Origin of the sequence: Pseudomonas sp. B14(2022), assembly GCF_012030485.1 — a bacterium.
GTDB lineage: Bacteria > Pseudomonadota > Gammaproteobacteria > Pseudomonadales > Pseudomonadaceae > Aquipseudomonas.
The window spans coordinates 74,606-98,769 of record NZ_JAAUVM010000012.1; the positions used below are offsets into that span (position 1 = coordinate 74,606).

A 24,164-nucleotide genomic window follows, 5' to 3' on the forward strand; every position below is an offset into this window, starting at 1 on the left:
TTGAATGTATTCACAGATCACAGTGTGGGAGGGGGCTTGCCCCCGATAGGGCCGGCCCGGCTTGCATCAATTTACCTTCGGCAACTCAATCACAAACCTTGTCCACCCCGCCCCGGATTCACAAAAAATCCTCCCACCATGGGCCCGCACAATCGACTGGGTAATCGCCAACCCCAGTCCTGCATGCTCGCTGCTGCCTTCATGGCGCGCCGGGTCCGCGCGGTAGAATCGGTCGAACAACCTCGGTAGCACGTCCGCTGGAATACCTTCCCCGCTGTTCTCTACCGTCACTGTCACGCCCCGTACGCCTTCAACCATCCGCACGCGCACTTGGCCGCCGGCCGGGGTAAACCTGAGGGCGTTATCCAGCAGGTTCGACAGGGCTCGGCGCAGCATGCCGCGATCGCCGGCTGTTTGCGCGCTGCCTTCGCGTACCAGCGAGACCTGTGCGTCTTCTGCCAGCAACGCGAAAAACTCCAGCAACGTCTCCACTTCATTCGCCAGCGCCAACGGCTCGCACTTGGGTATCAGCAAGCCGTGGTCCGCCTTGGCCAGGTACAGCATGTCATTCACCAACTGCGCCATCCATTGCAGCTCTTCCAGGTTGCTGTGCAGCGCTTCGCGGTAATCCTCCAAGGGGCGCGGTTGGGTCAGGATGACTTGGGTCTGGGTCAGGAGGTTCGACAGAGGCGTGCGCAGTTCATGGGCAATGTCGGCGGAGAAGGCCGACAGGCGTTGGAATGCATCGTCCAAACGCCCCAGCATGGCATTGAAGGCCTGGGCCAGTTCGGCCAATTCCGCCGGCATTTGCTGTTGAGGCAGACGCTGGGTCAAGGAGTGGGCCGAAACACCGGCAGCCACTTCGCCCATGCGCCGCAACGGGCGCAAGCCACTGCGTGCAGCCCAGGCACCGAGCACGGCGGTGGCGAGGGCGGAGAGACCGACGGTGAGCCAGATCAAATGCTGCATGCGTTGCAGGAAGTGCTGGTGGTGGGTGATGTCGAGCACCAGGCTGAGTTGCGGCGAGTCGGGTTGGCCCGCCATCAGCGGCACGTTGTAGACGCGGTAGTCGGTTCCGGCGTTTTGCAGGCTATGCAGTCCGAGGCCCTCGGGCAGTGTGACGCCGGGCGCATCATCAAGCCAACGCTGGCCGCCTGCGGTTATACGCAGGGCGAGTTCGGGCTGGCGATTGAGCTCCACGCGCAACTGTTGCTCGCGCTGGGCAAACAACGCAGGCGAGTTGACCCCCTGCAAGGTACTGCGCAGCGCTACCAACTGGCTGTCGAGTTGCTGCTGGTCCAATTCAATGAAGTGCGCCTCGCTGGCACGGTTAAAGAGTACGCCCGCAAGCAACGAGACCACCGCAGTGCACGCTGCAAACAGCAGGGCCAGGCGGCTGGCCAGGGACAGACGCTGGATCAATGGCTCCGCTCCTCCAGTACATAACCCATGCCGCGCACGGTATGGATCAGTTGGGTGGGGAAGGGATCGTCGACTTTCAGGCGCAGACGCCGGATCGCGACTTCGATGATGTTGGTGTCACTGTCGAAATTCATGTCCCACACCTGGGAGGCAATCAGCGACTTGGGCAGTACTTCGCCCTGGCGGCGCAGCAGCAGTTCCAGCAGGGAGAACTCTTTGGCGGTGAGGTCGATGCGCTGGCCGTCCCGTTCGACGCGGCGGCGGATCAGGTCCAGGCGCAGGTCGGCCAGTTGCAGGGCGGTTTCCTGCGGCGTGCTGCTGCCACGGCGCAACAGGCTGCGTATACGCGCCAGCAGTTCGGAGAAGGCGAAGGGCTTGACCAGGTAATCGTCGGCGCCCAGTTCCAGGCCATGCACGCGATCTTCCACGGCATCCCGGGCGGTCAGAAACAGCACCGGAATCTCCAGGCCGGCACTGCGCACCGCTTGCAGGATTTGCCAACCATCGCGACCGGGCAGCATCACATCCAGGATCAACAGGTCATAATCGCCGGTCAGCGCCAGGTGCTGGCCGCTGGTGCCGTCGGCCACCAGTTCGGTGGTGAAACCAGCCTCGGCCAGGCCTTGGCGCAGATAGTGGCCGGTTTTCGGTTGGTCTTCGACGATCAGCAATTTCATGGGCGGCTCTTGGCAACAGTTCACGAGGGGCTTTATACCTTGGGTGCCAGGGGAAGGGCGCAACCTGACAAAGTTGTAATCTAGCAGTCAGCTGGCTGGCAGCGGCGCACTCTTAGAGTGCTGTCCAAGCAGATTGCACACTTTTTGGAGAATCGAGATGGCATTGCGTACACCCCTGTTGTTGGCGGGCTGCCTGTTGGCGTTGAGTTTCGATGCCATGGCGGATGCGGCCCATACCTACGCGTTCGGCCAGCCGGCACCGACTGAAAAGGCCACGCGTACTGTGGAAGTGACGCTGCAGGATATTTCCTTTTCGCCCAAGTCCCTGGACGTCAAGGCCGGTGAGACGGTGCGCTTTGTACTGATCAACAAAGGTCAGTTGTTGCATGAATTCAACCTCGGTGACGCGGCGATGCACGCCGAACACCAGAAGGAAATGTTGCAGATGCAGGCCAGTGGCATGCTCACCTCCACGGGGATGGGCAAGATGGATCACAGTGCCATGGGCCACGGTGAAATGGGCGGCATGAAGCACGACGATCCCAACAGCGTATTGGTGGAGCCCGGCAAGACCGCTGAGCTGACCTGGACGTTCACCAAGGCCACCGGCCTGGAGTTTGCCTGCAACCTCCCCGGTCATTACCAGGCGGGCATGGTCGGCAAGCTGACCGTTGAGTAAGGCGTTTCTTAAGGGCGGTGGCAAAGGCTGGTAGACTGGCGCGGTTTATTTAGCCAGGTTTCCGCCATGCATCCCGCAGCCGAACATTCGCCGCTGGGCAAGTCCAGTGAATACATCTCCACCTACACCCCTTCGTTGCTGTTCCCGATTCCACGCGCCGCCAAATGGACCGAGCTGGGCCTGAGCGCCGAGACCCTGCCGTACAAGGGCGTGGATTTCTGGAATTGCTTCGAGTTGTCCTGGTTGCTGCCGTCGGGCAAGCCGGTGGTGGCCATCGGTGAGTTCAGCATCCCGGCCGACTCGCCGAACATCATCGAGTCCAAGTCGTTCAAGCTGTATCTCAACTCGCTCAACCAGACCGCGTTTGCCGATGTGCAAAGCCTGGAAGCGACCCTGCGTACCGACCTCAGTGCCGCCGCCGGCAAGCCTGTTACCGTGCGTATCCGCAGCTTGGCCGACATTGAGGCCGAAGGCGTGATGGCGTTGCCGGGCGTGTGCATTGATGATCTGGATATCAGTGTGAGCAACTACGAACACCCACGCCCGGAGCTGCTGCGTTGCGATGACTCGCGCATTGTCGAGGAGAGCGTGCACAGCCACCTGCTCAAGTCCAACTGCCCGGTCACCAGCCAGCCCGACTGGGGCAGCGTTGTGGTGGAGTACCGCGGTGCGGCGTTGGATCACGGGAGTTTGCTGGAATACCTGGTGAGCTTTCGCCAGCACTCGGATTTCCATGAACAGTGCGTGGAGCGCATTTTCCTCGACCTGCAGCGTTTGCTGAAGCCGGAGAAGTTGACGGTGTATGCGCGCTATGTGCGGCGGGGTGGGTTGGATATCAATCCTTACCGCAGTACTGAGGATGTGGCGTTCCAGAACGTGCGCCTGGCCCGTCAGTAAGCAAAGGTGGGAGGGGGCAGGCCCTCTCCTACCTTTTGGTTCTGCGCCTGGCTTGGGTTCGGGTCAGATCCCCATGTTGCCCAAGGTGATCATGATATTGCGCAGTGTCCCGGAAATCACCGGGTGCTCAGCGTCGAACTCTATGGCAGCTTGACTCACATCGTCGGAAATACTCGGCGTCTGAGTGGCCGGTTCAAGTTCAAGTTGCAATTCAAACTTGGCAATCAAGGCTTGCAGCGCTTCACGTTTTTCTTCCGACAGCGGGGGTTCCTGTTCCAGCTGCCCGCGCAGGATCTCGACCTGTTCTTCCAGTTTTTTGCGATCAGGCATGACGTTCTTCCTTTTATCGATAGGCACTGGCATAGACCACGGCACGCCGTGAAAGGTCTACGGGGTGACCTGTAGATTAATCCACGGGCGCCGACTGTGCATGATCTTGATCAGGGCTTCTCGCCTTTGAGCTGGCGCAGGCTGATGTCGGCCAGGCAGGTGCCGAGTTCCCCGAGGTGATCGATCACCGAGTGTACCCCCAGCCCATAGAGCTCAACGGTGGCTTTGCCGCGCTTGTGCTCGCGTTCCTTGTCGCTCAGCGCCTGCCACTGCTCAGGCGCCAGGCCGCACAGCGAACCACAGGACGCCAGGCCAATGGTCCACAAACCGGCATTCAACCCCGATTGCAGCAAGCGTGGTTCGCCGCTGACCAGTACGCAACCTTCCAGGCGTTCAATGTTGAGTTCCATCAAGGCTTGCCAGCACGCATGAGGGGCGGGCCAGCGGATCGATGAGGGGGATGCGGCCTTGAGCCAGCCGGGCAGTACGGCGGCCAGTGGTGTGGTCACCGAAGGCGGCAGTTCATCCAGCCAGGCACAGGGGATGCCTTGTTCCTTGAGGCTGCGCAGGATTTTCAGGGCGCCGGGTGTGGCTTGGGAGTGCAGGGAGGGTGAATCGGTGCGCGCCTGGGAACCAAAGTCCACCAGGCAACCACTCAGGCCAAACAGAACGGCAGTCAAGGCGGGCGCGTTGGCGATGGCTATCTCAGCGTGAGGCATGTCGACATCCCTGAAATAGCTGTGACGCTATCGGGGCAGGATGACAAGTAGATGACAGGCGGGTTAATTGTAGGAAAATTGTCCATTTGTGTTAGGACGATTCCTAGAAGCTGCCTAATTGGACACTTCCGTCATATACTGACGGCCTTATTCAGGGCATAGCGCCCATGACAGACCATTCAAGGAGCAAAAGCTATGCGCTGGAGCCACTACTTCGCTCAGCTGTCGGTGTGTGCCACTGTCCTGCTGGCGCCTTTCGCTGCACAGGCTGCATCGGAAGATGATCCATGGGAAAGCGTCAACCGCCCGATCTTCACCTTCAACGACACCGTTGATACCTACGCCCTCAAGCCATTGGCCCAAGGCTATCAGTGGATCACTCCGCAATTTGTCGAAGACGGTATCCACAACTTCTTCCGCAATATCGGCGATGTCGGCAACCTGGCCAACAACGTGCTGCAGCTCAAACCCCACAATGCCGGGGTCGACACTGCGCGCTTGCTGGTTAATACCACATTCGGCGTGCTGGGCTTTATCGACGTCGGCACCAAAATGGGGCTGCAACGCAGTGATGAAGACTTCGGCCAGACCCTGGGTTACTGGGGCGTGGGCAGCGGTCCCTACGTGATGATCCCGCTGCTGGGCCCGAGCACCTTGCGTGACGCGCCGTCCAAATACGTGGACAGCTACACCCAACCGTACCGCTATATGAACGATATCGGCTGGCGCAACAGCACCATGGGCCTGAACATCGTTGACACCCGTGCCAGCCTGCTCGACAGCGAGAAGCTGATCACCGGCGACAAGTACACCTTTATCCGTAATGCTTACCTGCAGAACCGCGAGTTCAAGGTCAAGGACGGCAAGGTCGTCGACGACTTTTAAGCTGTGATGTTTTGAAATGAAAAAAAGGCGACTTGGCGGTCGCCTTTTTTGTGCGCGGGTTTCAGCGCATTTTCAGGATCTTAAGTCCCAGTTGTTGCTCGTCGCTCGCCGTTTTGGTCCAGACCACTTCCGTGTCAGCCTCCAGGCCCTTGAGCGCCGCGTGCTCTGAATCAATGCGCACGGTGAGCAGGTCCCCCACGGTGAACTGGCGCGGTGCCTGCACCTGCATCCCGGAGCTGGAAAGGTCCACACAAACCCCGGAAAACTCCTGGCCTTCGTGGAGCAACGATACTTCGGCATCCACCCGCATGCGGATGAAATCGCGTTTTTCGGCGTAGTCGCGCTCGTGTTCGCCCATCGGTTCCATCCTTACTTTGTGTTGTGGTCTTGGCTGTTCTTATAACTCCGGGTGATTTGCGATGTAAAGACGCCCGGCGACCATCGGCATGAGCTTGAAACCCCTGGCGGATGGGAGTACCGTCTGCGCCTTAGAAGGGCACCTCTGCTTTACGGTTGTGCATGGGAAAAATCCCATTGCGTTGTAGGACAGAGAGGCTAGAAAGCGAATCCAGTACGTGAGTCCGGCCATTGCCGAACCGCCTACGCCAACCTAATTCTGGCGCCGTTTGCCCACATGCAAAAAACCAGTGCCACGCTGCTGATAATCGATGACGACGAAGTAGTGCGCGCGAGCCTTGCGGCCTACTTGGAAGACAGTGGCTTCAGCGTCCTGCAGGCCAGTAATGGCCAACAGGGTCTCCAGGTATTCGAGCGCGACCAGCCCGACCTCGTGATCTGCGACCTGCGCATGCCCCAGATGGGCGGCCTGGAGCTGATTCGCCAGGTGACTGAGCTTGCCCCGCAGACGCCGGTGATTGTCGTGTCCGGTGCGGGCGTCATGAACGATGCCGTCGAGGCGTTGCGTCTGGGCGCTGCCGACTACCTGATCAAGCCCCTCGAAGACCTGGCGGTACTGGAGCACTCTGTGCGCCGCGCCTTGGATCGTGCGCGCCTGCTGGTAGAGAACCAGCGCTACCGCGAAAAGCTCGAAACCGCCAACCGCGAACTCGAAGCCAGCCTTAACCTGCTCCAGGAAGACCAGAACGCCGGTCGCCAGGTGCAGATGAACATGCTGCCGGTCAGCCCCTGGAGCATCGACGAATTCCAGTTTGCTCACCAGATCATCCCGTCGTTGTACCTGTCGGGCGATTTTGTCGATTATTTCCGCGTAGACGAGCGTCGTGTCGCGTTCTACCTGGCCGATGTCTCCGGCCATGGAGCTTCCTCTGCTTTTGTCACCGTGTTGTTGAAGTTCATGACCACACGGTTGTTATTCGAATCCAAGCGCAATGGCACCTTGCCGGAGTTCACGCCCTCCGAGGTGCTGGGCCACATCAACCGAGGCCTGATCAGCTGCAAGCTGGGCAAGCACGTGACGATGGTGGGCGGCGTGATTGATGAAGAAACCGGTCTTTTGACCTACAGCATCGGCGGTCACCTGCCGATGCCTGTTTTATACACTCCCGACAGTGTGCGTTACCTGGAAGGGCGTGGTCTGCCCGTAGGTTTGTTCAATGAAGCCACCTATGAAGACCACATCCTGGAGCTGCCGCCGACGTTCAGCCTGACGCTGATGTCCGATGGCATCCTGGACCTTCTTCCAGAGCCTACACTCAAAGAGAAAGAAGCCGCCTTGCCCCAAAAGGTCAAGTCGGCGGGCGGCAGCCTGGATGGCCTGCGGCAGGTTTTTGGATTGGCCACGCTAGGGGAGATGCCGGATGATATCGCCCTATTGGTGTTGAGCAGGAATCTTTGATGAGTACCGGAAGAATCCAATTCGCCGAGCAAGACGGGACCTTCGTCCTGAAGTTTGTCGGTGAAGTGCGCCTGACCTTGTGTTCGGCGCTGGATGCGACGATTGAGCGGATTTTCACGGCGTTGAATTTCTCGGCGATCGTGATCGATCTGACCGAAACCCGCAGCATCGATAGCACCACCCTTGGGCTGTTGGCCAAGTTGTCCATTCTGTCTCGGCAGAAGGTTGGCCTGCTGCCGACCGTCGTCACCACCCACGAAGACATCACCCGTCTGTTGCAGTCCATGGGCTTCGACCAAGTGTTCAACATCGTTGATCGCCCGATTCCGTGCCCGGAGTGCCTCACCGACCTGCCGTCTCAGGACCAGTCCGAGGAAGTCGTACGGGTCAAGGTGCTGGAAGCGCACAAGATCCTGATGGGCCTCAACGAGTCCAACCGCGAAGCTTTCCACGACCTCGTCAACGCCCTCGAGCGTCACTGATCCGTCTGTCGAACACATGCCAATTGTGGGAGGGGGCTTGCCCCCGATAGCGCCGTGTCAGTCAGCACATTCATAACGGACTCACCGCTATCGGGAGCAAGCCCCCTCCCACAGTTGAACTGAGATCGGCTTGAGACAAAAAAAGGGCGGTACCCTCACAGGTACCGCCCTTTTTGCCGCCTCCGCCGTTTACAGCTTGGCGGACAACAGTGCCTCAAGCTTCTCCTGGTCCCGAGCAAACTGACGAATCCCCTCTGCCAGCTTCTCAGTCGCCATCGCATCCTCGTTGGACTCCCAACGGAACTGCGCTTCAGTCAGATGCACCCGCGCTTCCCCGGCATGCCCTGGCGACAACTTGCGCTCCAGCTTGCCTTCATCCGCCGCCAGCTTCTCCAGCAGGTCCGGGCTGATGGTCAGGCGATCACAGCCGGCCAGCTCTTCAATCTGGCTCAGGTTACGGAAACTCGCACCCATCACCACGGTCTTGTAGCCATTAGCCTTGTAGTAGTTGTAGATGCGCGTCACCGACTGCACGCCCGGATCATCAGCGCCGGTGTAGTCGTTGCCATTGGCTTTCTTGTACCAGTCGTAGATACGGCCTACGAACGGTGAAATCAGGAACACGCCGGCTTCTGCGCACGCCACAGCCTGGGCAAACGAGAACAGCAGGGTCAGGTTGGTCTGGATGCCTTCTTTTTCCAGCTTCTCCGCCGCGCGGATGCCTTCCCAGGTGGACGCGATCTTGATCAGCACGCGGTCACGGCTAACCCCAGCTTTGTCGTACAGGTCGATCAGACGGTGCGCACGCTTGAGTACGGCGTCGGTGTCGAACGACAGACGGGCGTCCACCTCGGTGGAGATGCGCCCTGGTACTACTTTAAGGATCTCTTGACCCACCGCCACCGCGAAACGGTCGCTGGCCAGGCCGACATCGCCGTTGCAGTCCTGCACACACTCATCCAGCAGCTTGGCATAGCCCGGAATCGACGCGGCCTTGAGCAGCAGGGAAGGGTTGGTAGTGGCGTCTTGAGGCTTGAGCTTGGCGAGGGTAGAAAAATCGCCGGTATCGGCTACGACAGTGGTGAATTGCTTGAGTTGTTCCAGCTTGGAAGTCATGGGCGTGCTCTGTCCTATGGGTCTGATGACATTACCCGAGCGCCGACAGGCGCTCAAGGGCGCAAATGCGTTCGATCGTTTGCGAGGGCAACAACCTGAAAACAGCCGTTTGAATGCCCGGCCGTACTGCTGAATAGGAGGCCAGAACGGCCGACAGGTTCAACCCAACTGCCCGATGTAGGATAACGCCTTCATGCCAACTGAGGCCTTCCCTGACACACACCGCACCAAATGTGGGAGGGAGCTTGCTACCGATGGCAGTATGTCAGCTCATCCAATAACCAACTGACCCCCTGCAAGCTATCCAATCAACGCCCTTCCAACAAAGCTCCAGCCTGATCCAGCAATGCCAACGGATCCGCAGCCTTATGAATATCCACCGACAACAACTGCCTGAATCTGCGCGCCCCAGGGAAACCGGTGCCCAACCCCAACACATGCCGCGTAATGTGATGCATCGTCCCGCCAGTCGCCAAATGCTCAGCAATATAAGGCCGCAACTGCGCCAACGCCTCAGCTCGGCTGATCACCGGCGCTTCACTGCCAAACAACTGCTGATCCACCTCCGCCAGCAGATACGGATTGTGATAAGCCTCCCGGCCCAGCATCACCCCGTCAAACGTCTGCAAATGCTCATGGCACTGCTCCAGCGTCTTGATCCCTCCGTTGAGCACAATTTCCAGCTCGGGGAAGTCCCGCTTCAACTGTGCCGCCACGTCATAACGCAACGGCGGAATGTCGCGGTTTTCCTTCGGTGACAAGCCCTCAAGAATCGCAATCCGCGCATGCACGGTAAAACTGGTGCAGCCGGCGTCCTTCACCGTCCCGACGAAATCACACAGCTCGGCGTAACTATCCCGACCATTGATCCCGATACGGTGCTTCACCGTCACCGGAATCGACACTGCATCACGCATCGCCTTCACGCAATCGGCCACCAGGACCGGGTGAGCCATCAGGATCGCGCCGATCATGTTGTTCTGCACCCGGTCGCTCGGGCAGCCGACGTTCAGGTTCACCTCGTCGTAACCGGCGGCTTCGGCCATACGGGCACAGGCGGCCAGGTCCGCGGGGACACTGCCACCGAGCTGGAGCGCCAAAGGGTGCTCGGCTTCGTTATGGCGCAGGAAACGGTCGTGGTCGCCATGGAGGATCGCGCCGGTGGTGACCATCTCGGTGTAGAGCAGAGCGTGCTTGGAGAGCAGGCGCAGGAAGAACCGGCAGTGGCGGTCGGTCCAATCCATCATCGGTGCGACGGAAAAGCGGCGGGAGAGGGGAGCGGTTTGTGGGGGCATTGGGAATCTGAGTCAACGAGGCGAATGGTGGGCAGTTTATCAGGGATGCATCATGGGTGTAGGGGAGGCGTGGCATGCGCCCGAAGTGTATGCGGGTAATTGTGGCATGTGAAATTCGTCTCTGAGGATCTGAAGGTGGTCATTGCGCGGTATATCGTAGTCGGTGTCGATTACGTGCTGCGCCCTTTTTCCAGGCGGAAGCGTAGGCGCTTCACCTCAATGATTCTGAAATGAGACGCGGCGCTTCTGTTCTCGTCTGCTTGGGCGGCATCCCAGCGCTCCATCGCTTTGGGCATTCAGCAACTGATCGAGTTGAGCTCTCTGCTTGTCGACCGAGCTCAAGAGCAAGTCGAAGCGACGTCCAGCAAGGCCACAGCCTGACACCCGACCCTGCCGCCTTACCCCAAGAAGGCGGCAACCTGACCCCCTTTTTGGCTCAGCAGTTAGCAGGCTTACTGCGTCGGCAGCGTTCAGAGCAATAACGAACCTCCTCCCAGCAGCGCGCCCATTTCTTCCTCCAAGTGAAGGGAAGGCCGCAGGTAAGGCAGGTTTTTACTGGAAGCTCACTCTTTTTCAAAATTGTTCACCTTCAACTGCCTTGCGGGTACCCACGTGGCGATCTAATGACCGTTGGCTTTGCGACCTCCCTCATTAGCTCCTACTGCCATAGCCGCGCAAAAATGCTCTAAGTAAATCGCGAGGCCCACTGCAGAACATACGCATCATGATGATAGCTATACGCTATCATGGCGGTGCGTATTGCTAACTGGATGACCTTTCTGCGTCGACGTATCGTCAAGGCATCAAGCGTAATGGGCTGGTAGTACCGTTCGCTTCTTCCAAATCAACAAAGGCCTGTACAGGTCATATTTTCGAGCTAGCCATGAAGAAAACGCTGTCGTTGGCCACACGCATAGGGCTTAGTTTCGCAGCCATCCTGGCGCTGCTCATGTTGATAACCGCCATCGGCATTCACCGCGTTGCGTTCATTGACTCCACCTTGGAAGACGTCAGCGAAAATGCCGCCAAGGTGCAGCGCTACGCAATCAATTTTCGAGGCAGTGTCCATAACCGAGCCATCGCTATTCGGGATGCTGTGCTGGTGACGACTGATACGGATTTGGCAAAACACTTATCGGAGGTCACAGCCTTGGAAAAGGCCTACTCCGACTCGGCGGCTCCAATGGATCAGTTGTTCAAGGGCGCAAGCGTAACAGGCGAGGAGGTTCGATTACTGAGCGCTATCAAGGACATCGAACAACAAACCCTTAACTCCACCAGGGCGGTAATCTCCCTGCGCCAAGCGGGTGACATACCTGGAGCTCAGGCGCTGCTGATGCGTCAAACGTCTTTGGATTACAGTGAGTGGCTGAAACGCGTCAATGCACTGATCGACTACGAGGAAGCATCAATCAAGGCAAAGCTGGGCGCAGTGCAGGCAACCGCCAGTCAGTTCAGTACGCTGATGCTTATAGCGACAGGTATTGCTTTGCTGCTGAGCATCACGTTGTCGGCTGTAATTATTCACTTCGTTAAATCCACGCTGGGTGCTGAGCCCACAGACGTTGCATTGGCCATCGAGCGACTGGCAGCTGGTGATCTGAATCAGACGATTTCCACAGATTATCCCGGCAGTGTGATGGGCGTCCTGAAAAACGCGCTAGGCCATCTCGGAGAGACTATTCAGCAAGTACGTAAGGCGGCCCAAGAGGTCAATCACTCCTCCACCCAGTTGTCTGCCGCATCATCGGCTAACAATGAGCAGACCAGCTTACAAACCCGCGAAGCCGAGCAGGTGGCCGCAGCCATAATGCAAATGGCGGCGACGGTTAATGAAGTATCTGGATATGCCGCGCAGGCAGCTGACGCCTCCCGGTTGGCTGATACTGAAGTGGGAAGTGGGAACAAGCTGGTTGCAAGTACCACGCTTGCCATTGAACAGTTGGCAGTAACGCTTGAGCAAACCACTGCTACCGTGAACCAGGTGTCCAAACACAGTGAAAATATCGCGTCAGTGATCGACGTCATCAACGCTATCGCCTCGCAAACCAATTTGCTTGCCTTGAACGCTGCCATTGAGGCAGCGAGAGCTGGGGAGCACGGGCGTGGGTTTGCGGTGGTAGCTGACGAAGTACGTTCTTTGGCCAATCGTACACAGCAGTCGACCGAGGAAATTCGGGAGATGATCAGTACGCTGCAATCGGGTACCGAAACGGCATCCCAAACTATGCGCGATAGTTGCGAGCTAGCGAGCCAAACGGTCACACAAACCCGCAGTGCGCAGCATGCATTGGCAAGGATCAGCGAGCAGGTTGCCGCAATCAGTCATATGAACGCCCAGATCGCGAGCGCCTCCGTGCAGCAGAGTAGCGTGACCGATGAGGTCGCTGAAAATATCAACCGCATTCATGGTTCGACTGTTGAGTCTGCCAACGGCGCGCGCCAAGTGGCGGCAGCTAGCATCGAGCTATCAGGTTTGGCGGATCGTCTTACCGCTAAAGTGGCGTTCTTCTCTGCGGCTTAGTGGATTCAGGACAGCTTTTCACTGCTGCACTGACGTCTATGCGCGACTGCTGGGCTACTCAGAAGTTTAACTGGCCACGCAGGATTCTCGGTCGAAGTAAGACAGAACATGCCAACTTATCTTAATGGGGCTGCTACATGGAGTCTTGCTGAGGGCGTCTGCATGCCGTCAGCGGGGGCTGTTTCCTTCAAGTTTTCGAGTTAATGATAGCTGGCCACCTGTGAGCCTCATCAACTTTGAACTAATCATTACCAGAGTCTCCCTAATGCCGTGAAGGTTGCCTCAAGCCCAGGTTTATTCTGGGTTACTCAATCACACACGAAGGTTTGGTGAATCATGAAGAGCGAACAGGTAGAAGGTGTTGTTGAAAAGGTTGCCGGCAAAGCGCAGAGCGCAGTTGGGAAACTGTTTGGTGATTCGAAGCTGGAAGCTGAAGGTGCTGGTCGGCAAGCAGCTGGACAGCTGACACAAGCCTATGGCGACGCACTGGACAGCGTATCTACATTCGTTAAAGAAAAACCAGTTGCGGCAATCGCGATTGGTGCAGTTGCCCTGTTGGTTCTAGACCGTCTTTTTCGTCGCTGAGTGAGGAAGAAGGGACGTTCCGACAGGGGCGTTCCCTTTTGCGTTTATTCACCCCCGCCCCCTAGATTTTTCCATCAGTGGGCTTCTGGGGCGCGGGCAGGTATGCACGACTCAATTCCATCCGCGCACCGCGTCTGAATTACTACGAGACTATTGGGCCACTTAGCTCGTGGAAATGGACACTGGAGGGGCTGTCCCCAGCATAGAGTCATAATCCCTTAGGGAAATATTTGCTCACGTTCAAGTGACTACTGCGAGCTGACCCCGAGAGAGTCATGCAATGAATGCATGCTCACATGCGCAACCTCTCCACTTTCCATCTCTATCAAACTCAACGCGCCGTCCGAAAAAGAACAACCCGTATCGATATAAACGACATTGCCCAATGCATGCACATGAGGGACTGTCGAGTGGCCCACATATAACCTATCCAAACCTATGATCGCTGCCTGGTTTTGCTGCTCTATTTTTTCCCTGGCATAGAGTGCGGTTTTCAACGCTAGTTGTTGCGTGGTTTCCCCTCGCACTCCACTGATAGCGTCTTTGGCGTCTTGCCAACTATGGGTTGCACATGAAAGAAACGCTTCAGCATGGACGATGCCGATTTTTCGACCATCCGATAAGCCGATCTCAATCATTACTGGGAGCGTTTGCAGTACGTTGTAAATCTCGGTCTGGACACTGGGCGACAGCGCGTAAAGCCACGCTCCGCCGTTTCGTGTGTGCCTGTTGATGTCGCCACGACCGCAGAGGCAATCAAGAAGCATCTGTTCGTGGTTACCGCGTACGCCGTAAAACCAGGGTTCGCTGAGCCACTTCAATACGTCTATAGAGTCAGGGCCTCTATCAATAAGGTCGCCCACACAAAACAAGCGATCCTGTAGTGTGTTGAAGTTTACTTTTTTCATGAGTGACGCGAGTAGCTTGAAATGCCCGTGAATATCACCCACCACGAAGTCGCGGCCCTTTGGGTTGGATTCAAATACTTCGATGGTGTACATGTTCAGGGCTTCGATGGGGTGGACATTGACGGACTATATCATTGCCAACGCCTCCGAAAACCTGGCATCCCCGCCAAGGCGGCAACCTGAACCCTCCCTGACAGCCAGCAAAGTTTCATAATTCCCTACACCGTTGAGGTCTACGATCTTGCTCAAGAGAGGCCCCCCGCGCCTCCAGCTCCTAGGGAACTGAAAAATGATCTCGAACCTCGTCAAAGTCGCGATGATTGCTGGCACGTTGCTGTTGGGTGCTTGCTCATCGGGTTCGTCCGGCGCGAGCAGTGACCCTTGCTTTTCAGGCGGATGCCAGGCGTTTGGGGACCACAGCCCCAGCAAGGCCGCGAAGATGAATTTTGGCGGCAGTGCGCTGGGGAGTCGTTATGGGGAGTATGGGTCGGGGCTGTTGCATGATGATTGATGGCGCATCGCATATAGCCCCGCGGGGCAAGCGCCCTTGTCGCTGGGGGAGGTGAGTCAGCCCGTTACCACAACCCCTTTATGGAAAATCTCGCGCCTGGCGCGGCGGCTGATGTTTTCATGTTTGCTTGACGTGTAGATTTCGTCAAAGCGAGCGCGATCAACGCCGTCGTAGTTGCCAAGTTCTTGCAGCACCCTCCGGTCGTAATCCTCTTCGATCATGAACCGGAAAATCTCCCGCCTATAATAGAACCCAAATTGAAACGCCAGCACCTCGGACAAGTAATCCGTTGGCGAGAGAAAGCAGTTTTCCAGGTCGATGGCCTTGGCGTGCGTCGGCTGCTCCAGGTTGATCATCACATTGTTTGCCCAGAAGTCCATGTGCACTACGCCTTTGCTATGCAGGCAGCGCAACAGTTTGAACGACGCGGTGATCAGGCTCTGAATGTCACGCTCCTGCTTGAGCCATTCCAGGCCATTAAGGTAACCCTCCAGCATCTCGGTAAAGATGAAGAATTCCTGGATCAGGCCAAGCGCTGACTTTCGGTAACCGAACCCATACAAGCCAGCAATCGGTGCACCGCGTTTCTGGGCGCCGAGGGTGTTGATGACCTCTTCGACCGGCCAGTCAAACGCACCGTCTCGCTTGGCGCGCCCGAAAGTCACTCGCAATTTGGGTCTGAGGCTGTCCAGCGGCTGGGATTTGGCGAACAGGGTGGCTTCCTTCCCTTTGAGCGGTGCGCTGATGCGGTCTGTCAGTTGGTGTCGCGTGTCGATCAGGTCCTGAATCGCCTGCTGCGTTCTGTGGTCGGTGGGAGCGATGGTGAAGATTGTCGCGTTGCGATGAGTGAGTGTCATCGGAAAACTCTGCAATACACCTGTGTCAGGAAAGCTCACAGCACGTCCTTGTCATTTGGAATAAACATGACGGACATGTTACAGCTTGTGCTTATTGGATCCAACCTGAACCTTGGCTGAACGGAAGTGAAACAGTCTCCATTACACCGATTATTCGCTGTTCCTGACGATTGAAGTGTGCTTTCAGGCCCGGGGCGCTTAATGCCCTCCCTGCATTCGCCGTGCTATCAAGTAGATGCCGAGCCCAGCCAGCGCCGTGGCTGCGCCTATGTAGCCGGTGCTGGTCCAGCCGTATCCGGCTGTAATCGCCATCCCGCCAAACCACGGCCCCAGTGCGTTCGCCAGATTGAACGCCGCGTGGTTCGATGCCGCTGCGAGGCTTGGCGCTTCGTGGGCGATGTCCATCAGACGGATCTGCAACGGCGCGGCCAACGACACCATGGTGCCCACCAGACCCATGCTCAGCAGCACGCCCCATAGCGAGGACGCCGCGAGGGGGAAGAACAGCAACACGGCCATCGACCACACCAGAATCCAACCCACCGCGCGAAACTGCATGCGATCAAACAGCTTGCCGCCGGCGATGTTGCCGATAATCCCGCCCACGCCAAACGCTGCCAGACCAAATGGAATCCACTGCGGCGACACTTTGGTCACTTCCAGCATGGTCGGCGCCAGGTAGCTGAACACGCAGAACATGCCGGCAAAACCGATGGCACCAATCGACAGGGCCATCCACACCTGGGGTTTGGTGAAGGCGCGCAGTTCCTTGCGTGGGTCGCTGCGTTGTTCGTCGTGGCGATGGGGCACGAATTGCCAGACCAGGGCGATGGTGCACAGGGCGATCACGCTCACCAGTGCAAACGCCGAGCGCCAGCCCAAGTGCTGGCCGAGGAAGGTGGCGATGGGGTTGCCGAGCAGCATTGCGAGGGTCAGGCCCATCATCACCCGCGCCACGGCGCCGGCGCGTTTGTCGTTGGGCACCATGCTCGAGGCGACCACCGCGGCAATGCCGAAGTAGGCGCCGTGGGGCAGGCCGCTGATAAAGCGGAACGCCATCAGTGAGCCGAAGGTCGGGGTGAAGGCGGTGGCGAGGTTGCCCAGGGCATACAGGCCCATCAGCAACAGCAGCATATGTTTGCGCAGCAGCTTGGCGCCGAGGATGGCCAGCAGTGGGGCGCCGACCATCACGCCCAATGCATAGGCGCTGATGGCGTGGCCGACTTGGGGTTCGCTTAAACTTAGGTTCTGGGCGATGTCGGGCATCAAACCCATGATGGCGAATTCGCCGGTACCGATAGCGAAAGCGCCCACGGCCATGGCAGCTTCCATTTTTGCGGCGCTGCGCGCGGGCAGCACATGCCCGGGAGTTTGGTGGATAGACATGGATCGCTCTGTGTTGAAGGGTGATACGGGGGAAAGCCGCCGATGCTACGCAAGCAGCGACGAAGGTGTCTAGAACAGCCTTTTTTGGCAGAGTTCAGTTTCATTAAACACCCTGTGACCCCACGTCACGCTTGCCACGCTTGACATCCGCGCGTTAAAACCCGCGATTTAGAACTGTCAATTGGCCAAACGACGCATAAACGCCGTTTAGCGTGATATTCTGCGCGCCGTCTTGGTCTAGTCTTTCCTCGGTACGTACATCCGTATACGTCCCGGCGGTTGGCTGTCGCCCAAGTAGCTGAAGCCAATAATGATAAGAAGTCAGCGCAGAAGGGACATAAAAGTGAGGTCGATACGTCGGCCTTGTGTGCCCACCCTGCGGTCCCCGAGTGACTGTGCAAACCCCGCGGTGCGTTGCCTGGCGCAGCGTGATTGAGGGTTGCCCATGATCAGGGGCGGTGGGGCGGATGGCGTTTTATCATAGGTGCTACTGATGTTTAAAAAAGTAAACACTGCCCTGCTGGGGCTGGCTTTGTCGATGGGGATCACGTCCGTTCACGCGGAAGAGGCAAAGAAAGTCGATGTGCTGCTGATCGGCGGCGGCATCATGAGTGCAACCCTGGGTGTCTGGCTTAACGAACTGGAGCCGGGCTGGTCGATGGAAATGGTCGAGCGTCTCGACGGCGTCGCCGAAGAAAGCTCCAACGGCTGGAACAACGCCGGTACCGGTCACTCGGCCCTGGCTGAGTTGAACTACACCCCGGAAGACAAGAACGGCAACGTTGAGATCCCGAAAGCGGTCGAGATCAACGAAGCGTTCCAGATCTCCCGTCAGTTCTGGTCCTGGCAGGTCCAGCAGGGTGTGCTGAAGAACCCGCGTTCGTTCATCAACGCCACACCGCACATGAGTTTTGTGTGGGGCGATGACAACATCAAGTTCCTCAAGAAGCGCTACGAAGCCCTGCAAGCGAGCCCGCTGTTTGCCGGCATGCAGTACTCCGAAGACCCGGCGCAGATCGCCAAATGGGTTCCGCTGATGATGGAAGGGCGTGACCCGAACCAGAAAATCGCGGCTACCTGGAGCCCGCTGGGTACCGACATGAACTTCGGCGAGATTACCCGCCAGTTCGTCGCTCACCTGCAAACCACGCCTAAGTTCGACCTGAAACTGTCGAGCGAAGTGCAGGACATCACCAAGAACGCCGACGGCTCGTGGCGTGTCAGCTACAAAAACCTGAAAGACGGCACCAAGACTGAAACCGACGCCAAGTTCGTGTTCATCGGCGCCGGCGGCGGTGCACTGCACCTGCTGCAAAAGTCGGGCATTCCTGAGGCCAAGGAATACGCAGGCTTCCCGGTCGGCGGCTCGTTCCTGGTGACCGATAACCCAACCGTCGCCGAGCAGCACCTGGCCAAGGCCTACGGCAAGGCTTCGGTTGGCGCGCCACCGATGTCGGTTCCGCACCTGGACACCCGCGTGCTGGATGGCAAGCGCGTGATTCTGTTTGGCCCATTCGCCACCTTCTCGACCAAGTTCCTGAAAGAAGGCTCGTACCTGGACCTGCTGACCAGCACCACCACCCACAACATCTGGCCAATGACCAAAGTCGGTATTCGTGAATACCCACTGGTCGAGTACCTCGCCGGCCAACTGATGCTGTCGGATGACGACCGCTTCAAGGCGCTGCAAGAGTACTTCCCGAACGCCAAGCAATCCGACTGGCGCCTGTGGCAAGCCGGTCAGCGCGTGCAGATCATCAAGCGTGACGAAGAACAGGGCGGCGTCCTGAAACTCGGTACCGAAGTGGTCAGCTCCGCCGACAACACCATTGCAGGCCTGTTGGGTGCATCGCCAGGCGCGTCCACCGCGGCTCCGATCATGCTGACCGTGCTGCAGAAAGTGTTCAAGGACAAGGTCGCGACCCCTGAGTGGCAGGCAAAACTGCACCAGATCGTACCGAGCTACGGCACCAAGCTGAACGACAGTCCTGAGGCTGTTGCCAAGGAATGGGCCTACACCGCCAATATCCTGCAACTGCCTGCACCGCCCGCGATTCCGCAACAGGCTGCTCCTAAGGCCACCGAGGCCGCCAAGCCTGCGGCTGAGCCGAGCAAGCCGGCGTCTGACCTGGCGCTGTAAGCTGCTGGCGAGGCCCTGAGTCAGGACCTTACCGCTAACAAAAAGCCCGCTGAACCGGTAACGGTCAGCGGGCTTTTTTATGGGGTCAAGTGCGAGAGCGCTCGACAGGCGGCAGTTCAACCGTACGCTCGGCGGCGGCCAGCGCTGCCTTCAAGCCAGCCTGGTCCAGCGCGACGCAATAGGCAGGCTTGCCGCGTTCCAACCGCCAGCTCTCATCCAGGCTACCGGCATCCACGGCGTCGAAACCCAATTCGTCGAGTAGCGTGATGACGCGTGCCTTCGCTGCGTCGTCATCCGCTGCCACCGGCAACGCTCGGCGGTCGGGTGCACCGTGGGGGCGGGCGTCCTGCGTCAGGTCGGGAGCGAAGATCGCGTTGAACACTTTCACCACATGTGAATGGGGCAAATGCTCGGCGAGCAACCGGCTGGTAGTGGTTTCAAAGCGATCCAGTACCGGGATATGGCCGTCGCGGTTCGGGTAATAATTATTGGCGTCCATCACGGTCTTGCCCTCCAGCCATTGCGCCGGGACGCTGCGGTAATGCTCCAGGGGGATCGCCACGAGCACCACATCGCCGAATTTGGCGGCGTCGTCGGCACTGCCCACCTGCACGCCGAGTATGCCGCTCACTACGCTGCTCATGGTGTGGGGGCCACGGGAGTTGCTCAACATCACTTCGTGCCCGGCCGCCAGCGCCAGTTGGGCCACGGCGCGCCCGATAAAGCCTGCTCCAATAACACCAATCTTCATGGTCTTGCTCCAATGAATGGGGGAGCGGTTATGATGATTGGCAACCAATCGGCGATAAATAGTCGTTTTGGTGTGGATGTTGTTACTGGGAGTAGGGAATGATGGATCGCCTGTCGAGCATGAATGCCTTTGTGATGGCTGCAGAGTTGGGCTCGTACGCGCGGGCTGCCGAGCGCTTGAGCATATCGCCGCAGATGGTGGCCAAGCATGTCACCGCGCTGGAGCAGCGCCTGGGCGCTCGCTTACTTAACCGCACCACACGAAGGCAAAGCCTGACGGAACTGGGGAGCGCGTACTACGAGCGTTGCAAACATATCCTGGTAGAAGCCGAGGCTGCCGATTCACTGGCGCAGATCATGAGCGACACGCCGCGCGGCAAGCTGAAAATCACCGCTCCCGTCACCTTCGGTTCCTACAGCCTGATGCCGTTGATTACCGGGTTCCTGCGCGACAACCCGGATGTGGAAATTGAATTGCACCTGACCGACCGTTTCGTGGACCTGGTGGAGGAGGGCTATGAAGCCGCTTTTCGTATCGGCCCCCTGGCGACCACGGGTCTGACAGCCAGGCCACTGGCACCTTACCGTCTGGTGGTCTGTGCTTCGCCGGAATACCTGGCGGCACGCGGTACCCCGAAGGCCCCGGCGGATCTTGAGCATCACGAATGCCTCGGCTACGCCTTCTGGTCGCGGCCGGTAGACCGCGAGTGGGTACTTTACGACGGGGCGACCCCACACAAGGTTCAGGTTGCCAGCCGTTTGCAGATCAACGAAAGCCGCGCCTTGATGTCGGCTGCGCTGGATGGTTTTGGCATCGTGCTCGGTTCGGAAGACTTCTTGCGCGAGGCGTTGGCCAGAGGCGAATTGGTGAGAGTGCTGCCGGACTTTGAAGCGCCGAGCCGGCCGATGCACCTTGTCTACACGGCGAACCGCCAGCGTACGGCCAAGCTGAGACGTTTTGTCGAAGCGGTGTTGAGAAGCTTCGGTCACCCTTGATGCGTGCTGCTTCAGCAATCCGACAGACACAACCTGTTAAAAAAGTACCCAGGCCTGAGCAGGAGCACGGCTGAAACACGGGGGCATTTTTACCGGTGCAGGTGTTGGGCGATAACGCCCGAGGGGGTTGTATGTTGTTACGTTACGCGGCATTAGCGGCAGTTGTGGTCGCGGCGTCCGGGTGTGTGCAGGAGCGCGTGGTGCATGAGCGACGGCCTGTACAGCGTGAATATGTCGAGGTGGTTGCGCCACAACCGCCGCCGGCCCAGATCATCGAAGTCGAGCCTGCCGTACGTGAAGGTTACATATGGTCACGTGGTTACTGGCGCTGGGAAGGCGGGCGCTACGTTGCTGTACACGGCCATTGGGAGCCGGTGCGCGAAGGCTATCGTTATGTGCATCCGCATTGGGTGCAGCGCAATGATGGTTACCACTGGCAGGTGGGTGGCTGGGTTCGTTGAACCCCGACTAGGAGGGCTTCTTTGTACCCAGGAGCCGTACTTCCCGCAGCAGCGCGGCACCGAGTTGATCGGTGCCCAGTTCCCTGTATCCCACGGCCTTGACCTCTCCGTTCTCTTCGGCCTGGATGATGATCACCGGTGTCTCTTTGCCGCTGGCTTCGTCGATGTGAAAAGCGTATTGGGGAATATCCACCTTGATCGGCGTACCCGCCGCTTTGCCTTTCACATTGATCAGGAACGCTGCGCAGCCGGTGTCGACATCCACACTGGTGGCAGAGCGCCCGCTGACGAAGCAGCTCTTCGGCAGGTCGGGCCAGATGATCTCGGCCAGGGCGAGGGACGGCGTCAGGGCCAGGGCAGCAAGAAGAAGCGTGCGCACGTGGGGCTTTCTCTCGATCAGGGATTAGCGCGACTTTTACCAAAGCCTGCCCGTCGCCGCAATGTTCCGGCTCAGCCCAGACGCTTCATGCCCGCTGCCTTGGCCGCATTGAGGTCAAAGGTGGCGGTGTATTCGCACCCGGCGGCGTGGGCGCAGCGCTCTATCAGGCAGTCGGCGAAATCGGCGTTGTTGGCCGTGAACCGTCGAAGCGCCTGCCAGATGACTTCGGCATGTTCGATGGTCAATTCACGGGTGCGCAGCAGGGTTTCCAGAACGACGACGATGTCATTTTTGGCGGATTGGTAGCAGCTCTGTAATACCCACACCAGCTCCACCACGGAGACCAGGCTGACAAACCCTGGCGAAAGTGTGGTGAGGGGCTCGATCAACTCGGATGCCTTGGGGGATTGAACGGGATCATCCTGGGTGACGTAGCGCACCAGTACATTGGTATCCAGTCCGATCATCCAGCCTTCGCTCCCTGCGCTGCGATGGCGCGGTTCATGTCGTCAATGGACACAGCCCTGGCAGGCTTCTGGATCAACCCCTTGAGATCATGGACAGTCTTGCTCGCTGCAATGATGGAAAACTTGCCATCTTCCGTTTCGACGAACTCGACGCGGTCGCCTGTTTCCAGGCCAAGTGCGGTCCTGACTTGGACGGGGATGGTGATTTGCCCTTTTGAGGTAAGTGTGGCGGTCGCCATAGTAAAGATCTCCAACATGATGCTCCTTACCTTAGGGTAAGGAATGGTGGAGGACAATATCCGTTGGTCCATAGGTCGCTCTTCAGGTGGGGTGAGTCGGCCTATAAAAACTAGTCCGAACTCAGTCCTGCCGCACGCTTACCCACGCCGCAAAGCAATACAAACTATGACCGACCGCCAGTTGAAGCCTGGCGGCTGTCATCAAGCGCGCGGCAGTGCCGGGCTAGCTCACTGCACCACGCGATAGCACGGTACATACGCCGCGCCGCCCGGCAACTTCATTCGGTGCTGGGCGACAAACGCCTGCAACAGCTCATCCAGTGGCTTCATGATGGCCGGGTCGCCGTTGATCTCGTACGGGCCGTGTTGTTCGATCAGGCGAATGCCCTTGTCCTTGACGTTACCGGCCACGATCCCGGAAAACGCGCGGCGCAGGTTGGCTGCCAGCTCATGGGGCGGCAGTGCGTGGCTGAGTTGCAGGCTGGCCATGTTTTCGTGGGTCGGGTCGAACGGGCGCTGGAAGCCTTCGTCGATCTTCAGCAGCCAGTTGAAGTGGAACGCATCGTTGCGCTCACGACGGAACTGCTTCACTGCCTTGAGGCCGATAGTCATCTGGCGGGCCACTTCGGCCGGGTCGTCGATGATGATCTGGTAGTGCGCCTGCGCGGCTTCGCCGAGGGTGGCGCCGACGAAGGCATGCAGTTGTTGCAGGTACGGCGCGGCTTGTTTCGGCCCGGTGAGAATGACCGGGAAGGGCACGTCGCGGTTGTCCGGGTGCATCAGGATGCCCAGCAGGTACAGAAACTCTTCAGCCGTGCCGGCGCCGCCGGGGAAGATAATGATGCCGTGGCCAACGCGCACGAAGGCTTCCAGGCGCTTTTCGATGTCCGGCAGGATCACCAGTTCGTTAACGATGGGGTTCGGCGCTTCGGCAGCAATGATGCCCGGCTCGGTCAGGCCCAGGTAACGCCCGCCGGTGATGCGTTGCTTGGCGTGGGAAATGGTCGCACCCTTCATCGGGCCTTTCATCACGCCAGGGCCGCAACCGGTGCACACGTCGAGGCTGCGCAGGCCGAGTTCGTGGCCGACTTTCTTGGTGTATTTGTATTCTTCGGTATTGATCGAGTGCCCGCCCCAGCACACCACGATCTTCGGCTCCACGCCCGGGCGTAGCGTGCGAGCGTTGCGCAGCAGGTGGAATACGTAGTCGGTGATGCCCTGGGAGTTGCTCAGGTCGATGCGCTGGCTGTCCAGTTCGTTCTCGGTGTAGACGATGTCGCGCAGGGCGCTGAACAGCATTTCGCGAGTGCTGGCGATCATTTCGCCATCGACGAAGGCGTCGGCGGGGGCGTTCAACAACTCCAGGCGCACGCCACGGTCCTGCTGGTGGATGCGCACTTCAAAGTCTTTGTAGGCGTCGAGGATGGTCTTGGCGTTATCGATATGCGCGCCGGTGTTGAGGATCGCCAGGGCGCACTGGCGAAACAGAGTGTAGATGCTGCCGGTACCGGCTTCGCTCAGTTGCTGGACTTCACGTTGGGACAGGGTTTCGAGGCTGCCCTTGGGGCTGACGGAGGCATTGATGACTTGGCGTTGGGGCATTCTGATTCCTTGAAAACGCAGCCACCGCACCTGTCGAGGTG

Annotated in this window: 26 protein-coding genes and 3 pseudogenes; 13 read left to right on the forward strand and 16 right to left on the reverse strand. The window is 58.6% G+C overall.

Annotation, left to right across the window (positions count from 1 at the left end; all coding sequences use genetic code 11):
* Positions 1-66: 66 nt before the first annotated feature.
* Both HCF10_RS18420 and HCF10_RS18425 read right to left on the reverse strand, forming a co-directional pair.
* Positions 67-1,422: a heavy metal sensor histidine kinase gene (locus HCF10_RS18420; RefSeq protein ID WP_167656116.1), complete on the reverse strand. Its 1,356-nt coding sequence runs from the start codon at positions 1,420-1,422 to the stop codon at positions 67-69.
* Positions 1,419-2,099, reverse strand: coding sequence for a heavy metal response regulator transcription factor (locus HCF10_RS18425; RefSeq protein ID WP_131698952.1), 681 nt, complete (start codon positions 2,097-2,099; stop codon positions 1,419-1,421). Before HCF10_RS18425 ends, HCF10_RS18420 begins: the two co-directional genes overlap by 4 nt.
* 157 nt (positions 2,100-2,256) lie before the next feature.
* On the opposite strand from HCF10_RS18425, the gene copI reads away from it, so the two are divergent.
* Both copI and queF read left to right on the forward strand, forming a co-directional pair.
* Positions 2,257-2,778 carry a copper-resistant cuproprotein CopI gene (gene copI / locus HCF10_RS18430; protein ID WP_131698953.1) on the forward strand — a complete coding sequence of 174 codons (522 nt, stop codon included), beginning with the start codon at positions 2,257-2,259 and terminating at the stop codon, positions 2,776-2,778.
* A gap of 66 nt (positions 2,779-2,844) precedes the next feature.
* Entirely contained in the window at positions 2,845-3,675 is an 831-nt protein-coding gene (gene queF / locus HCF10_RS18435) for an NADPH-dependent 7-cyano-7-deazaguanine reductase QueF (protein WP_131698954.1), read from the forward strand.
* A 63-nt stretch (positions 3,676-3,738) separates the two neighbouring features.
* Here the strand turns inward: queF and HCF10_RS18440 are convergent, their stop codons facing one another.
* Complete coding sequence (locus HCF10_RS18440) at positions 3,739-4,005, reverse strand: DUF4404 family protein (RefSeq protein WP_065928147.1); 267 nt, start codon at positions 4,003-4,005, stop codon at positions 3,739-3,741.
* A 110-nt stretch (positions 4,006-4,115) separates the two neighbouring features.
* Positions 4,116-4,724, reverse strand: a complete 609-nt coding sequence (locus HCF10_RS18445) for an HAD family phosphatase (protein WP_131698955.1) — start codon at positions 4,722-4,724, stop codon at positions 4,116-4,118.
* 195 nt (positions 4,725-4,919) lie between these two features.
* Between HCF10_RS18445 and HCF10_RS18450 the strand changes: the two genes are divergently transcribed.
* Complete coding sequence (locus HCF10_RS18450) at positions 4,920-5,609, forward strand: MlaA family lipoprotein (protein WP_027604219.1); 690 nt, start codon at positions 4,920-4,922, stop codon at positions 5,607-5,609.
* Between the two features lie 61 nt (positions 5,610-5,670).
* Here HCF10_RS18450 and HCF10_RS18455 read toward each other — a convergent pair whose 3' ends face one another.
* Entirely contained in the window at positions 5,671-5,967 is a 297-nt protein-coding gene (locus HCF10_RS18455) for a PilZ domain-containing protein (protein WP_167656117.1), read from the reverse strand.
* Between the two features lie 276 nt (positions 5,968-6,243).
* Between HCF10_RS18455 and rssB the strand changes: the two genes are divergently transcribed.
* Positions 6,244-7,425 carry a two-component system response regulator RssB gene (gene rssB / locus HCF10_RS18460; protein ID WP_131698958.1) on the forward strand — a complete coding sequence of 394 codons (1,182 nt, stop codon included), beginning with the start codon at positions 6,244-6,246 and terminating at the stop codon, positions 7,423-7,425.
* On the forward strand, positions 7,425-7,907 hold the full coding sequence (gene rssC, locus HCF10_RS18465) for an anti-sigma factor antagonist RssC (protein ID WP_003172602.1): 483 nt from the start codon (positions 7,425-7,427) through the stop codon (positions 7,905-7,907). The genes rssB and rssC overlap by 1 nt, the downstream gene beginning before the upstream one ends.
* A 189-nt stretch (positions 7,908-8,096) precedes the next feature.
* Here the strand turns inward: rssC and tal are convergent, their stop codons facing one another.
* On the reverse strand, positions 8,097-9,023 hold the full coding sequence (gene tal, locus HCF10_RS18470; protein WP_053136503.1) for a transaldolase: 927 nt from the start codon (positions 9,021-9,023) through the stop codon (positions 8,097-8,099).
* Between the two features lie 308 nt (positions 9,024-9,331).
* The gene (dusA, locus tag HCF10_RS18475; protein ID WP_145334833.1) at positions 9,332-10,318 is read right to left on the reverse strand and encodes a tRNA dihydrouridine(20/20a) synthase DusA; all 987 of its coding nucleotides are present in this window, start codon (positions 10,316-10,318) and stop codon (positions 9,332-9,334) included.
* Between the two features lie 270 nt (positions 10,319-10,588).
* On the opposite strand from dusA, the pseudogene HCF10_RS32055 reads away from it, so the two are divergent.
* Positions 10,589-10,699 (forward strand): annotated as a pseudogene (locus tag HCF10_RS32055) (DUF6124 family protein); the annotation flags it as partial.
* Positions 10,700-10,754: 55 nt separating this feature from the next.
* Here the strand turns inward: HCF10_RS32055 and HCF10_RS18480 are convergent.
* Positions 10,755-10,895, reverse strand: coding sequence for a DUF2256 domain-containing protein (locus tag HCF10_RS18480; RefSeq protein ID WP_082340960.1), 141 nt, complete (start codon positions 10,893-10,895; stop codon positions 10,755-10,757).
* 306 nt (positions 10,896-11,201) lie between these two features.
* Here HCF10_RS18480 and HCF10_RS32060 point away from each other — a divergent pair.
* From HCF10_RS32060 to HCF10_RS18490, 3 genes and pseudogenes are all read left to right on the forward strand, one after another.
* Positions 11,202-11,711: pseudogene (locus HCF10_RS32060) on the forward strand (MCP four helix bundle domain-containing protein); the annotation flags it as partial.
* Positions 11,712-12,320: 609 nt separating this feature from the next.
* A pseudogene (locus HCF10_RS32065) lies at positions 12,321-12,842 on the forward strand (methyl-accepting chemotaxis protein); the annotation flags it as partial.
* 336 nt (positions 12,843-13,178) lie between these two features.
* The gene (locus tag HCF10_RS18490; RefSeq protein ID WP_167656119.1) at positions 13,179-13,427 is read left to right on the forward strand and encodes a CsbD family protein; all 249 of its coding nucleotides are present in this window, start codon (positions 13,179-13,181) and stop codon (positions 13,425-13,427) included.
* Between the two features lie 248 nt (positions 13,428-13,675).
* Here the strand turns inward: HCF10_RS18490 and HCF10_RS18495 are convergent, their stop codons facing one another.
* Positions 13,676-14,428, reverse strand: coding sequence for a metallophosphoesterase (locus HCF10_RS18495; protein ID WP_167656120.1), 753 nt, complete (start codon positions 14,426-14,428; stop codon positions 13,676-13,678).
* 196 nt (positions 14,429-14,624) lie between these two features.
* Here HCF10_RS18495 and HCF10_RS31475 point away from each other — a divergent pair, with 196 nt between their 5' ends.
* Positions 14,625-14,846: a hypothetical protein gene (locus HCF10_RS31475; protein ID WP_167656121.1), complete on the forward strand. Its 222-nt coding sequence runs from the start codon at positions 14,625-14,627 to the stop codon at positions 14,844-14,846.
* 56 nt (positions 14,847-14,902) lie between these two features.
* Here the strand turns inward: HCF10_RS31475 and HCF10_RS18505 are convergent, their stop codons facing one another.
* A complete protein-coding gene (locus HCF10_RS18505) occupies positions 14,903-15,742 on the reverse strand; it encodes a lipopolysaccharide kinase InaA family protein (RefSeq protein ID WP_131698964.1) in 840 nt (279 codons plus the stop codon).
* A gap of 159 nt (positions 15,743-15,901) precedes the next feature.
* Complete coding sequence (locus HCF10_RS18510) at positions 15,902-17,089, reverse strand: MFS transporter (RefSeq protein WP_167656122.1); 1,188 nt, start codon at positions 17,087-17,089, stop codon at positions 15,902-15,904.
* A 493-nt stretch (positions 17,090-17,582) separates the two neighbouring features.
* Here HCF10_RS18510 and mqo point away from each other — a divergent pair, with 493 nt between their 5' ends.
* On the forward strand, positions 17,583-19,229 hold the full coding sequence (gene mqo, locus HCF10_RS18515) for a malate dehydrogenase (quinone) (protein ID WP_131698966.1): 1,647 nt from the start codon (positions 17,583-17,585) through the stop codon (positions 19,227-19,229).
* Positions 19,230-19,314: 85 nt separating this feature from the next.
* Here the strand turns inward: mqo and HCF10_RS18520 are convergent, their stop codons facing one another.
* Positions 19,315-20,028, reverse strand: coding sequence for an NADPH-dependent F420 reductase (locus HCF10_RS18520; RefSeq protein WP_205885734.1), 714 nt, complete (start codon positions 20,026-20,028; stop codon positions 19,315-19,317).
* A 50-nt stretch (positions 20,029-20,078) separates the two neighbouring features.
* Between HCF10_RS18520 and HCF10_RS18525 the strand changes: the two genes are divergently transcribed.
* Together HCF10_RS18525 and HCF10_RS18530 are read left to right on the forward strand one after the other, a co-directional pair.
* The gene (locus HCF10_RS18525) at positions 20,079-20,975 is read left to right on the forward strand and encodes a LysR family transcriptional regulator (RefSeq protein ID WP_167656123.1); all 897 of its coding nucleotides are present in this window, start codon (positions 20,079-20,081) and stop codon (positions 20,973-20,975) included.
* A 131-nt stretch (positions 20,976-21,106) separates the two neighbouring features.
* Positions 21,107-21,436 carry a YXWGXW repeat-containing protein gene (locus HCF10_RS18530; RefSeq protein WP_131698969.1) on the forward strand — a complete coding sequence of 110 codons (330 nt, stop codon included), beginning with the start codon at positions 21,107-21,109 and terminating at the stop codon, positions 21,434-21,436.
* A 7-nt stretch (positions 21,437-21,443) separates the two neighbouring features.
* Here HCF10_RS18530 and HCF10_RS18535 read toward each other — a convergent pair whose 3' ends face one another.
* From HCF10_RS18535 to ppnN, 4 genes are all read right to left on the reverse strand, one after another.
* Positions 21,444-21,815: a hypothetical protein gene (locus HCF10_RS18535; protein WP_167656124.1), complete on the reverse strand. Its 372-nt coding sequence runs from the start codon at positions 21,813-21,815 to the stop codon at positions 21,444-21,446.
* 71 nt (positions 21,816-21,886) lie between these two features.
* Entirely contained in the window at positions 21,887-22,282 is a 396-nt protein-coding gene (locus tag HCF10_RS18540; protein ID WP_167656125.1) for a PIN domain-containing protein, read from the reverse strand.
* Positions 22,279-22,536 (reverse strand): AbrB/MazE/SpoVT family DNA-binding domain-containing protein, encoded by a 258-nt coding sequence (locus tag HCF10_RS18545; RefSeq protein ID WP_131699039.1) that lies wholly within the window; start codon positions 22,534-22,536, stop codon positions 22,279-22,281. The genes HCF10_RS18540 and HCF10_RS18545 overlap by 4 nt, the downstream gene beginning before the upstream one ends.
* Positions 22,537-22,749: 213 nt before the next feature.
* Complete coding sequence (gene ppnN, locus HCF10_RS18550; RefSeq protein ID WP_167656126.1) at positions 22,750-24,123, reverse strand: nucleotide 5'-monophosphate nucleosidase PpnN; 1,374 nt, start codon at positions 24,121-24,123, stop codon at positions 22,750-22,752.
* Positions 24,124-24,164: the final 41 nt, after the last annotated feature.